This is a genomic window from Citrobacter sp. LUTT5, from assembly GCF_009905315.1.
GTDB lineage: Bacteria > Pseudomonadota > Gammaproteobacteria > Enterobacterales > Enterobacteriaceae > Citrobacter > Citrobacter freundii.
This window is the reverse complement of sequence record NZ_CP047606.1, coordinates 4,291,129-4,303,508: the sequence shown is the minus strand read 5'-3', so window position 1 is coordinate 4,303,508 and position 12,380 is coordinate 4,291,129. Positions and strand designations below refer to the sequence as shown.

Annotated in this window: 11 protein-coding genes and 1 pseudogene; 3 read left to right on the top strand and 9 right to left on the bottom strand. The window is 53.4% G+C overall.

Features of this window, described 5'->3' with window-relative positions:
• Positions 1-28 precede the first annotated feature (28 nt).
• From GUC46_RS20655 to GUC46_RS20635, 5 genes are all read right to left on the bottom strand, one after another.
• On the bottom strand, positions 29-247 hold the full coding sequence (locus tag GUC46_RS20655; protein WP_226796417.1) for a hypothetical protein: 219 nt from the start codon (positions 245-247) through the stop codon (positions 29-31).
• Positions 248-437: 190 nt separating this feature from the next.
• Positions 438-1,625 (bottom strand): MFS transporter, encoded by a 1,188-nt coding sequence (locus GUC46_RS20650; protein WP_160180665.1) that lies wholly within the window; start codon positions 1,623-1,625, stop codon positions 438-440.
• 97 nt (positions 1,626-1,722) lie between these two features.
• Positions 1,723-2,187 (bottom strand): GNAT family N-acetyltransferase, encoded by a 465-nt coding sequence (locus GUC46_RS20645; RefSeq protein WP_121540724.1) that lies wholly within the window; start codon positions 2,185-2,187, stop codon positions 1,723-1,725.
• A gap of 13 nt (positions 2,188-2,200) precedes the next feature.
• Positions 2,201-3,481 carry a DUF445 domain-containing protein gene (locus tag GUC46_RS20640; protein ID WP_121540725.1) on the bottom strand — a complete coding sequence of 427 codons (1,281 nt, stop codon included), beginning with the start codon at positions 3,479-3,481 and terminating at the stop codon, positions 2,201-2,203.
• 75 nt (positions 3,482-3,556) lie between these two features.
• Positions 3,557-4,483 carry a LysR family transcriptional regulator gene (locus GUC46_RS20635; protein ID WP_048233971.1) on the bottom strand — a complete coding sequence of 309 codons (927 nt, stop codon included), beginning with the start codon at positions 4,481-4,483 and terminating at the stop codon, positions 3,557-3,559.
• A 219-nt stretch (positions 4,484-4,702) separates the two neighbouring features.
• Between GUC46_RS20635 and GUC46_RS20630 the strand changes: the two genes are divergently transcribed.
• Both GUC46_RS20630 and metC read left to right on the top strand, forming a co-directional pair.
• Positions 4,703-5,935 (top strand): dicarboxylate/amino acid:cation symporter, encoded by a 1,233-nt coding sequence (locus tag GUC46_RS20630; RefSeq protein WP_003019196.1) that lies wholly within the window; start codon positions 4,703-4,705, stop codon positions 5,933-5,935.
• Positions 5,936-5,965: 30 nt separating this feature from the next.
• Complete coding sequence (gene metC, locus GUC46_RS20625; RefSeq protein WP_003019195.1) at positions 5,966-7,156, top strand: cystathionine beta-lyase; 1,191 nt, start codon at positions 5,966-5,968, stop codon at positions 7,154-7,156.
• Between the two features lie 80 nt (positions 7,157-7,236).
• Here metC and mdtM read toward each other — a convergent pair whose 3' ends face one another.
• From mdtM to GUC46_RS20610, 3 genes are all read right to left on the bottom strand, one after another.
• Positions 7,237-8,478, bottom strand: coding sequence for a multidrug efflux MFS transporter MdtM (gene mdtM, locus GUC46_RS20620; protein WP_121540727.1), 1,242 nt, complete (start codon positions 8,476-8,478; stop codon positions 7,237-7,239).
• A gap of 324 nt (positions 8,479-8,802) precedes the next feature.
• Positions 8,803-9,453, bottom strand: a complete 651-nt coding sequence (locus GUC46_RS20615) for a LysE family translocator (RefSeq protein ID WP_121540728.1) — start codon at positions 9,451-9,453, stop codon at positions 8,803-8,805.
• Between the two features lie 48 nt (positions 9,454-9,501).
• Positions 9,502-10,317 carry an AraC family transcriptional regulator gene (locus GUC46_RS20610; RefSeq protein ID WP_121540729.1) on the bottom strand — a complete coding sequence of 272 codons (816 nt, stop codon included), beginning with the start codon at positions 10,315-10,317 and terminating at the stop codon, positions 9,502-9,504.
• Between the two features lie 185 nt (positions 10,318-10,502).
• Between GUC46_RS20610 and GUC46_RS20605 the strand changes: the two are divergent.
• Positions 10,503-10,904 (top strand): annotated as a pseudogene (locus GUC46_RS20605) (ISNCY family transposase); the annotation flags it as partial.
• 51 nt (positions 10,905-10,955) lie between these two features.
• Here GUC46_RS20605 and GUC46_RS20600 read toward each other — a convergent pair.
• Positions 10,956-12,368, bottom strand: coding sequence for a PLP-dependent aminotransferase family protein (locus GUC46_RS20600; protein WP_003019183.1), 1,413 nt, complete (start codon positions 12,366-12,368; stop codon positions 10,956-10,958).
• Positions 12,369-12,380 lie beyond the last annotated feature (12 nt).

Genomic DNA, 12,380 nt, shown 5'->3' with positions numbered 1-12,380 from the left:
AAAGGCGTCCTGGTTCAGACGCCTTTTTTTATATCTGCCGGCGTTTAAACCGGCTGACTCTCTTCCTGCTGTACACCGCTAAACAGCCATTGCCAGATGCCCATTGCCATAAAAATGTTGTTGATAACAGGAAGATAATAAACAATCCCAGTGCGCCAAACAGGCCAAAGTCTTTATAATCCTTTAGCGTGCCAATTAAACCCGCTAAAATAATCAACCCCAGTAATATTCTTTTGAACCACGACATGTATTTTCCCGAAGATAGTGTTGATGTTGAATTAATATGTCCATTTTTACGCATTTTAAATTGAGTTTATAAATGAACGGACGGGAATTATAAATTGTCTGGTGGGTAATTACCGATTATTTGCGGTTTATTAAATGTTGACATTTAATTGCGGACTAATCCGAATATACCTTCTTTAGAAGGTTGCCGGTTATACCCTTTTTGGCGAGGCGAAACGCTGTTTGTATAATTGCGTGAGGCTGATAAGTGCCGCAATAAACAACGCGACGGCGCCGCACACCGTGGCGTTAACGATCGCCAGTGCGCCGCTTCCCAGCAGGCTGGTTAATAGCGGACCAAGTATTTGCCCAATGCCGTAAGTCAGAGTGACCAGGCCCAGCAGATTAATATTGCGCGGTATGCTAAGTTGTCGCGCAAGCGGCATCACCAGTGAAGTGGTTCCCATAAACGTTGCGCCAAAACCCATGCTGCTTATCACCAGCAGCGGCAAAGAGCCGCTGGCGAGCGTCATGAGCACGCAGGCGCTTTGAATCAACAAATTCGCCGTCAGGCATTGCAATACTCCCCAGCGTCGGGCGGCCCACAGCCAGGCGAAACACCCCGGAATTATCGATATGCCGACCAGCGACCAGAGATGGGCTGTCAACAGCGGCGAGCCGGCGCTTTTCGCCATTAGCGGCAGGTAGGTGGCGACAATGATGTAGCCAAATCCGGCCAGCCCGTACAGCAGCGCCAACAGCCACCAGGACATAGGCTGATGCTCTGTTTTTACCGGGGCCGCGGCGGGGAGCACGTGGTCGCGAGATGGCAGGAGTATAACCAGTAGCACAAAGAACAGAGCCGAGGCTGCCGCCGCGCCCAGCCAGAGCGTGTGCGAGGACAGCGCAAAATGCAGACCGCTAATGACATATTCATTGCCCAGCAAAATGCCTGCGCCAACGCCGGAGAACAACGCCGCGATCACGAAGGGATGCCGGGTATGATGCAGAACGATCATCGAGCCAAAGATCATCATACCGGCACTGGCGACGCCCGCCAGAAAGCGGATCAGCATCACCAGCGCGGGCTGTGTAAAGCTGGCCATCGCCAGAATCAGCCCTGCGGTAGCGAGCGCGGACGTTAGCAACATCGGACGTAAGCGTGAGGGGAGATGAAAGAGCCCAAAGGAGAAGAGCAGGCTTCCCGCCAGATACCCGGCGTAGTTGGCGCTGGCAATCCACGAGAGTTGGTCAAACGTAAATTGACCTTCCGACAGCAGCACCGGCAGCATTGGCGTATACAGAAAGCGTCCAATCCCCATGCCCAGCGTTAAGACCAGCATGCCAAAGAGCGCGACACTGATGGCATGGCGATTTGAATCTGGGCTTCCCTGGGACATACGGACTCTCATTTCGCGCTGTTAGCTGATGATTGTTATATTACATGCGTAAATGATAATGAAAAGTAAAAATAAAACCGCGTAACGCTGAATGCCATCAAAGGTTACGGCTGTAGACCCGCGAGACTTCCCCCCACGGATGATAGCCCGGCCCGTTAAAGTAAAACCCTGCTTTCTCGTATAAACTTTCCAGGTCAGTACACAGATGGAGCTGCGTAAAACCCAACTGTCTGGCCTGCTGTGCAATATGTTCGATCAGGCGAAACGCCAGACCGTGACCACGATAGCGAGGATCGATATAGAGCGCGCATAGCCACGGCCACAATTCGCCGCGACTAATAAAATCATTGGTGATCAATCCAGCGCAGCCAACAATGCTGTCACCATCCTGCAGCCAGTACCACTGTGGTAGCGGATTCTTTGCGCCAATACAACGGCGCAATGCATCCTCGTATACCGCCATGGAGTCTTCTGAGGCCCATTGCTGCTGAAAGTAAGCGGTGATCTCGTGCAGCTTTTCTGGCGTCTCGCGCAGGGAAAAAATGCGGATGCTCATCGTCATTGAATCTTTCTCCTTAAAAATTCGCCAGCGTCAGCAGGGACGGAATTTGCGACAACAGATATAACACCAGCCCGATTGAACCGCCAACCAACGTGCCGTTGACGCGAATAAACTGCAAATCTTTACCGATGTTTAACTCAATTTGCTGCGACATATCGCGTGCATCCCAACTTTTCACCGTGTCGCTAATATGGCGCGTCAGGAAGGTGGCGAACTCTGGCGCTACCTTATGCGCGGCCTGCTCCAGATGCCCATTTAGTGAGGCACGCAGGGCGCTGTCGGCTACCAGCGTTTCGCCGAACCACTGCCCGGCGCTGGCGATGCGCTGCTTCACGCGGGAATCATCTGCGTTAATGTCGGTTTTCACCCACTGACGCAGGTCTGCCCACAGCTCGCCAAGATAACGGTTGAAGGCTTCATCTTCCTTCAGATAGCTTTTCATGCTTTCGGCCCGCGCGGCCATTTCCGGATCGTGTTTGAGCTTATCGATGAGCTTAAATGTAGCGCGATCGAAGGCATGGCGGATCTGATGCGCGCGATCGTGGCTGATGTCATCCAGCAAGGAGTTAACGGCATCAGACACCAGCTCGGCGCTGTGCTCGCCCAGCCATTCGGTTGGCAGGATCTTCGCTTTCAGCGGATGTTCGGTTTCCAGCCAGCGCACTACTTGTCTGGCGATAAACGCTCGTGAGCTGTCGCGCTGTAGCAGGGCGATCAGTTGGGCGATCAGCGTATCGAGCAGCACCTGATGGCGATTGTTTTTGGTCATGCTTTCCAGCATCAGTGCGCTGGTTCCGGAGAGATCGACCTTGTCGATGGCCTTGTGCACCGCCCGCTTGATCAGCCGCTGAATGCGCGAGTCGTCGGTCAGTTCGAGAAAACCGCTCATGATCTGCAACAGATGCTGGCCGATGCGCTGGGCGTTTTCCGGCTGGCTGAACCAGTTGCCGATCAACAGCGCCGGTTCATGGCGGCGGATCAGGGCTATCAGCGACTGGGTATCGAGGAATTTCTCTTGTACAAACTGACCAAGATTTTCGCCGATCCGATCCTTATTGCGCGGGATAATAGCCGTGTGTTGCGAGATAAACGGGATCGGCACCCGGCGAAAAAGCGCCACCACGGCAAACCAGTCCGCCAGCGCGCCCACCATCGCCGCTTCGGCAATCGCTTTGATCCCGAGTACCCAGAAGTTAGGCGGCAAAAACAGCGTGATGACGAAGGTCGCGGCAGCGATCAGCAGCAGAGAGAGCGCCAGTCGCTTGGCACGTTTGAGTTCAGCAATTTTATTCATAGGCTTAAGGATAGAGCCAGACGGGGGGATCGCGCAAAAAATGTGGCGCGTCTCCCATTTTCAGGCGGGAAGCGTTTATCCTGGGATCCAGTTATCCCACGCCGGTAAGGGACCAAGTTCTGCGACCAGAAAATCGATAAACGATCGCACCTTCGGATTGCTGTACTTGCTGGGAAAGTACAGCGCATACAGGGCATGAGTTTCACAGGTGATGGTGCCGTCGAGCATCAGCGGCGTGATCTCCTCTTTTTGAATATGATCGCCAATCAAATAAGTGGGCAAATATGCCACCCCCTGATCTTCTAACACCGACTTCAACAGCACCAGACTGCTGTTGGCCTGGATCGGCATATGTAGTTTCAACTGATGCAGTCGATCCTGTTCATCTGCCACCTTCAGTACCGGCGTGAGGCCCGGGTAAACCAGGCAATCATGATCTACCAGATCGCTGCGACGCTGGGGCATGCCTTTTTTGGCGAGGTAGCCGGGTGAGGCACAGTACGCCCAGCGAACGGGCACCAGCTTGCGCATCGCATAGTTTTGCGGCGGCGCGGTGGAAATTCGCAGGGCAATGTCGAAATCCGTTTCGTTCAGATTGACGAAGTTATCGTTGAGATCGATATACAGATTCACATCCGGGAACTGGGAGCGGTATTTATCCACCAGGTTCACCAGCCGGGAATAACCAAACGCAATTGAGCAGGTTATACGTAATTCACCCTGCGGGTTATGGTAATAACCGGAAGTAGTGTTCAGCGTTTCATCGAATTCTTTCAACAGCTTGTTAGCGCGATTAAAGAGATATTGCCCGGCGTCGGTCAGGGTAATACTGCGGGTGGTGCGTTTAATTAATGTCGTGCCTAACGTATCTTCCATCGCTGCCAGGCTTTTGCTGACCGCAGACGGCGAGACGTTGAGCTGCGCCGCGGCTTCTGACAATCCTCCGCAGTCGACGATTTTAGTAAAAAACTCCAGATGCTTGAGTGAAATCGGCGTACTCATAGTTTCCTTTAATTCACAAGTGATTTGCAAAAACGGTACGAATAGGCCGTTACATTCGCCTTTTAAACATGCAACTATTGAATCACAGGAAACAACTTGCTGGCAAAATGAAAAAATAACAACTTAGGTGAGTTACGTCACAAAATAAAAGGAGGCGAAACGGAAACTCATCACATTGTGAATTTAATCTCATTAATTATTATTCTAAAGGTACCGATTATGTGGTCACGACTCGAACCCTACAGATCGTCGATTATTTTATTAGTTGCTCTGGTGATTGGCGGCTTATTAGGTATTTATGCCCCATCGTTTGCAAGTAAACTCCAGCCAATAGGTCAGATATTCTTAAACCTGTTATTTATGATTATTGTGCCGCTGGTGGGGATCAGCGTCATGTCTTCGATCGCCAGTATGACCGACCTGAAAAGGCTGGGGCGTATTATGGCGATTATCTTTATTGTTTCGATCGCGATGGCCTTTATTCCGGCGGCCGGGATCGTCGCGCTGGCGCTCTGGTATAACCCGGCGCAGGGCGTCACTATCGATCTCTCGCAGTCGGTGCAGGCGGGCAGCGGCAAGATGGATTTTGTCAGCATGATCACCACCAGCGACTTTATTGGGCTGTTCTCTAAGTCCAATATTCTGGCACTGATCGTGATGGCGATCATCGCCGGTGTGGCGATTGGCCAGTCGGATCAGGCCGGTAAACGTATTGCGTCGCTGCTGGAAGACGCCAATACCGTGATCATGAAGATCGTTTCGATCATTATGAAGGTCGCGCCGATTGGTCTGGGCTGCTACTTCGCCGCCACCATGGCCAGTCAGGACTCTGCACTACTGTTAACCTTTGCCCGCGCCATTGGCCTGTTTATGGTTGCCACGCTGGTCTATTTTGTTTTTGGCTCGATTCTCTATTCGTATATTGGCGGCGGTATTCCGGCGGTCAAAGCATTCTGGCGTAACGCGATTGAACCGTCTGCAACTGCGCTGGGGACCTGCTCTTCGCTGGGGACGCTCCCGGTGACGCTGCGTGCCGGTAAGGCGATGGGGATTAACCCGGAAATCGTTGATGTTTCCATTCCGCTGCTGGTTAACCTGAACAAAGGCGGTGTGGCGATGATTGCCGCGCTGAAAATCGTCTTTATCTATTCCGTGCTGGGCATGGAATTCACCACCGAAACCTTCTTCCTGACGATGCTGATTGCGGTGCTCTCCGCCATTATCGTTGGTGGCGTGCCGGGCGGGGCGTTCCTCGGTGAAATCTTTATCGTCACCACGCTGGGCCTGCCGATGGAAGCAATCCCGATGCTGGTGGTGCTGGGCACCATTACCGATGCGCCGGCCACACTGATTAACGTTATCCATGATTTGAATGCGGCGCAGATTGTTGAACGGTTCGCTGGAAAAAAGCAGACCAACACTGAAATAAACTCTACTGCTGCGGTGGTATAGGTTTCACACGGATTAAGAACAGGAGATGTTATGAAAGACGCAATGAAGCTTGAGACGCAACTGGTTGTTGCTGGTCGTGACAAACGCTACACCCAGGGAGCGGTGAATCCGGTTATCCAACGTGCCTCTTCACTGGTATTTGATACCGTGAAGGACAAGAAATTTGCCACCGCCAATCGCGCAAACGGTGAGCTGTTTTACGGTCGTCGCGGAACCTATACCCACTTTGCCTTCCAGAAGGCAATGAGCGAACTGGAAGGCGGCGTTGGCTGCGCGCTGTATCCATGTGGTGCTGCGGCGGTGACCAATGCGATTCTGGCGTTTGTTCAGGGTGGCGATCATATCCTGATGACCGGTGCGGCCTACGAGCCAACCCAGGATTTTTGCAATAAGATCCTGAGTAAATTCAATGTGGAAACAACGTATTACGATCCGCTGATTGGTGCAGGTATCGTCGATCTTCTGCGTCCGGAAACGAAGGTTGTATTCCTTGAGTCACCAAGTTCTATCACCATGGAAGTCCAGGACGTGCCGGGGATGGTGAAGGCTATCCGCGCGGTGAATCCGGAGATTGTCATTATGATCGACAACACCTGGGCGGCGGGTGTGCTGTTCAAAGCGCTGGATTATGGCGTGGATATTTCCATTCAGGCGGGAACGAAGTACACCATCGGTCATTCGGACGGCATGCTGGGCACGGCGGTGTCTAACGCTCGTTGTTGGGATCGTCTGCGCGAGAACTCCTATCTGATGGGGCAAACGCTGGATGCCGATACCGCCTACAACGGCAGCCGCGGATTGCGTACCCTGGCGGTACGCCTTAAGCAGCATCAGGAGAGCAGTATCCATATTGCTCGCTGGCTGTCGGCAAGACCGGAAGTGGCGCGGGTGAACCATCCGGCGTTACCGGAATGTCCGGGCCATGAGTATTTTCAGCGTGATTTTACCGGAAGCTCAGGCCTGTTCTCATTTGTGCTGAAAAAGAGACTGACCGACGAACAGATGGCGAATTTCCTCGATAATTTCTCGCTGTTCCATATGGCCTATTCGTGGGGTGGATTTGAGTCGCTCATTCTGGCGAACCAGCCGGAAGAGCTGAACAGCATCCGCCCGGCTGGAGAGGTGGATTTCAGCGGCACGCTGGTCAGGGTGCATATTGGCCTGGAGGATATTGGCGACCTGATTGCCGATCTCGAAGCGGGATTTGCACGCATTGCGTAAGGTGATGTGAGCGTAGCCGGATGCGGCGCAAGCGCCTTATCCGGCCTACATAGTTGTCGTAGGCCGGATAAGCGGGCAGGTTAGTTTTCAGTGGCTAACGTCGTTGCCTCATGCTGGCGTACCCGTTTGAGTAAGCCTGCCAGCGTGAACACGACAGCGATCCCCGCCGCAACCGCCAGCAGATGAAACGAAATCCTGCCACCGTTAAACCATAGCCAGCGTCCAATTTCGACAGAAACCGCCATCACCGTCAGGATCACCATATTCAGCGATGCCGAGACCGTTCCTTTAGGTAAGTTGTTGGAAAACAACGTAAAGCGGAACAGCGTCGGGAAGATCATCCCAATACCAAACGCATACAGGCTGGTTCCCAGCACCGACCACAGCCAGACGTGCGGCCACAGTAAATTGCCGACAATCAGCACTGCCAGCCCGCTCAGCTGTATAGGTGCGGCCCGCCAGATAAAGCGTGGTCGGGTCGGATCTTTCACGAAACGAACCACCACCATATTGGCGACGATCACTGCGCCAAACACCGGGGCCTGTGCCCAGGCAAACTGCGATGTAGTCATGCCGCCCGCATCAATCAGTATCACCGGTGAGACCGCCACCCAGCTCATCATCGGGATATAGCTTAGCGATAGCGTGGCTGCGCCAAACAGGAATACCCGGTTGCGGAAAACGTCGCGGAAATCACGCAGTACGCCGCGTGCACTGAACGATACCGCGCCGCGCTGGACGGTTTCCGGCATGGCTAGCATTAACCCAATCAGGGCGATAAGCCCCATGACGGCAATGATGGCAAACAGGATCTTCCAGTGTACAAAGTGCATTAGCGCCGCTCCGGAGAGCGGGCCGATAACCGGTGCAACCAACACAATGGAAGTGATTATCGCCATTAACTTAATGGCCTTCGTTTGCCCAAACGCCTCCTGCACCGTGACATAGCCAACGGTCGCGATAAAGCAAATGCTGGTGCCCTGCACAAATCGGGCGATCAGAAATTGCGTCATTGAAGTAGTAAACAGCGTGGCAGCGCAGGCGAGGGTAAAGATTAACGCCCCCGCAATCAGCACGGGTCGACGGCCAATCCGGTCGGAAAGCGGCCCCAGCAGCCATTGCAGCGCCATGCCGCCTGCCAGATAGAGGCTCACCGCAGCGGGCGCCAGGCTGACGTCGGCGTTGAAATCGCGTACGACATTAATGATGCCGGGCTGAATCAAGTCCGTCGACAGATAGGCGGCGAAATCATACAAAATCAACGCAATAGGAAAAAATAGCGTCGTAGCGCGTTGGGAGAAAAACGCGAGAATCCGTTGCATAAAACAGCTCCTTGTCGGAGAAAACCCTCAACGGGAATAGCGAAATTCAATACCGTCTTTGAGACGTCAGGCCGATGACAGAATAAAAGCAGACTGCAAATGTACTGAATTTCATGTAATCAAAAACACTGCCTGCGTGAAGCGCAAACAGGAGAAACGCTCACTAACACGGGGTCAGAAAACGTAACGATTACAGGTAACAATCAGCACATCGCACCTCAGGAAGAGTAAGTTGAACGGGTAATAACCATCCGCAGTGTAATGCGGATTGGATATTAATTAAACGAGTTTATCCTGTTTATGTGTAGAAAATCGCACCGCAAATCAGACTACGATGCTCTGCAAAAACCGCAGCGCGATAGCACAGCCGAAGATAATCAATACACCGCCAGCGATACGCTCTACCCACAAGATCCCTATGGTTAACCGCCGCTGGATCTGCGGTAAACCGATGAACATCACGATCAGCAGATCCCAGCACAGCACCACGCTGGTCATCCAGATCCCGCTCATGGTTTGTTGTAGCAGCGTCACCGACGGGCCGAGCAGGGTAGTCATTAGCGCCAGATAGAACAGTGCATTTTTTGGGTTAAGCAGTGACGAACCCAATCCCAGCAGCAGCTGTTTACCAAATCCGGGACAGGTAGACCGGGCATCTGTTCCGGTCAGAGTTTGCGGGCGACTGCGTATCAGCAGGCTGCCTATCCACAATAAATAGAGCGCGCCCAGCAGCTCAATAATGGTAAACAGCAGGGGAAGCTGGCGCAGGATCCCCCAACCGATAATTGCCAGCAGGATATACAGCCCGTTGCCGACGGCGATACCCACGCACAGCCCGGTGCTGCCGCGCATCCGGTATCGTACGGCATAACCGACCAGTAAAAAGAAGTCCGGACCGGGGCTGAGTAGTGCGACAAAATGTGCCAGCGCCAGCGCGGGAAAAGCAGACGGAAAAAGTACAGAAAGCAGCGACATAGCGACCTCAGACAATGAATCTGAGATCACCGTACGCCTGACGCAGCGCTAATTATTGTCTGTTATTGATCGCCCCAACGCGTACTGGCGCGGTGTGGCGGCGGTGTAGCGAACAAAGGTGCGATGGAAATGGCTCTGGTCGGCAAACCCGCTCTGATAGCCGACATCGGCAATTTCGTCCCCGGCCCGCAGCCGCTGGCGGGCATAGTCAATCCGTATGATGTTCAGATAACTTCCTGGCGTCAGCCCGGTGTCCTGCTTAAAAGCGCGGATCAGCGTCTCTTTACGCATGTGACACTCATGTGCCAACTCATCGAGTGAGGGCGGAGCCTGCAGGTTGGTCTGCAACCGTTCGCGCAGATACTGGCTGGTGGCGCTTAGGTTGTCTTGTGTGACCGACTGCAACGGCAGCGAACGCAGCAATGCTTGTGCGGCATCCGTTACCCGCGTCGTTTGCCGTTGCTGCATAAGTGCCACGAGGTTTACATAGTGCTGGAACAATTGCCGATCGCGGATAACGGGATCGCGCGTGCAAAGCCGCTGATTGTTGTTCTGCGCAGGCAGATGGGCAAGGCACCACCGGGCATCAAGATAAAGCATGTGATAGCTGCGAAACTGTCCGTTAACAGGATTACAGCTGTGAGGTGCCAGCGGTGGGATCACAATCAGATCGCCCACCTGCAGATGGTATTCCTTGCCATCGCACAGGCAGCACGTTTCCCCCTCGAGAATTGCTCCAATCGAGAGCTGAGAGTGGTGATGCCGCTTATAGGCCTGCTGGCTTTGCCAGGTGCTGCGCAGTTCCAGCCACGGGAGCTGTTCATCACGCCAGAACGATTGTGGAATATCCCGGGTGTGCGTCACATCGCCTCCTCCCTGAAAGTAATGATTCGTTATAGCACAGGCCGAGTGGTGAAAAAGTGGGAATGTGCATTGAGGCCGTGATTCTGCGTGACGGGTTCCAGACAAATGTAGACGTTACATAGGGACGTTTTTATCCCGGAAATCGTCTCGCAAACAGAGAAAGTTGCAGGTGAGGGTGTAGCTTCCTTATGGGGCTTGTTGAGCAAATTGTTTCCCTGCTACTTACTGGAGTGACTAATGACAGCCAGATAAAGACGCTGTTTAATTATATTTTGCAAACTGGCGATGCACCTCGCTTCAGTGAGTTTATTCGTGGGGTTGCTGAACGTTCACCGCAGCATAAGGAGCATTTAATGACGATCGCAGACAGATTGCATGAGGCTGGATTTCAAAAAGGGTGACTTGAGGGTCTGCAAGAGGGCCAGCAAAAAGGTAAGCAGGAAGGTAAACAAGAAGGTTTAATTGAGGGGCGACGTACTGAGGCGGTGCGCATTGCCCGCACCATGCTGGCCGACGGTACTGATCTCAGCACGGTGCAAAAAATTACCCGACTTTCCGTTGAAGATATTCAGGGCGTAAGCCATTAGAAATGACTTAATCCGTGCTATCGCCAGCCCGGTAGCACCGGGCGGTCTGATTTACTCTATCGCCACCTTTACCGCCTCGCCGAGCTTCTGCATCACTTCCCGATGCTTCTCGTTTGGCGGCAACGCGCAGTTGATGCGTACGCAGTTGCGATACTTTCCTGATGCGGAGAACAGCGAACCCGGTGCAACCTGGATTTTGAGGCGACAGAGCTGCTTAGCGACACAGACCATATCGACCTGGTGCGGCAGCTCAACCCACAGCATAAAGCCGCCTTTTGGTCGGGTGACGCAGATCCCGCAGGGGAAGTATTCCCGTACCCAACAGGTGTAGATCTCCATATTGCGCTGGTAGATCTGACGCATACGGCGAACATGCCGATGATAATGCCCCTCACGCACGAAAGCGGCGGCCGCCAGCTGCGTAGCAGGAACGTTAGTGCCGATGACGGCATATTTCATATGCAGAAATTTATCGTGATAACGACCGGGAATAACCCAACCGACGCGCAACCCCGGCGCCACGGATTTGGTAAATGAACTGCACAGTAGCACCCGACCATCGCTGTCCCAGGAGTGTATTGTGCGCGGACGGGGATATTCCGTGGCAAGCTCTCCGTACACATCATCTTCAAAAATAACAATATCGTGCTGCTGGGCGAGGGCGAGCACCGCCCGTTTACGCGCATCCGGCATAATAAATCCGAGGGGATTATTGCAGTTAGGAACCAGAATCACCCCTTTAATCGGCCACTGATCCAGCGCCAGTTCCAGCGCTTCAATGCTGATCCCTGTATCCGGATCGGTTGGGATCTCTATAACTTTGATCCCTAATCCGCGTAGCAGCTGCATCGTGCCGTAATAGGCGGGCGATTCTACGGCGACGATATCTCCTGGCTGGCAGACTGCCAGCAGCGCCAGTGACATCCCGCTCTGACTCCCGCTGGTGATCACAATATCATCCGCATTGATGACCGAACCTCCGTCCAGCATGAGCCGGGCAATTTGTTGACGCAATTCGCGACAGCCTGGTAATTCATCGTAGCCCAGAACCGCCTTGAGATTATGCTGCGCCACGCGACTTAGCTCGCGCCAGAGCGGCTTCAGGCTGGGTTGATTGATATCGGGCACGCCACTGCTAAAAGGGATTATCGATTTGTCTGCATGACCTGCAAGCATGTCCAGCACCTGATCCCACTGGGTTATCTCGACTGGACGTTGGACCGGGCGCGACATCAGCGGCACCGGCGGCTGTGCTTTTTGTGGTGCGACAAAATAACCGGAACGCGGCTGCGGCGTGATCAGCCGTAATTGTTCCAGCGTCTGATACGCCTGCTGGACGGTGCTGATGCTGACCCCGTGCTCCTGGCTCAGACTGCGTACCGAAGGCAGTTTTTCGCCATGGCGATACAAACCTTGCTCAATGCGTTCGGCCAGCAGATTGGCCAGATGTTGGTAACGCGTCATGCTGTATCCCTC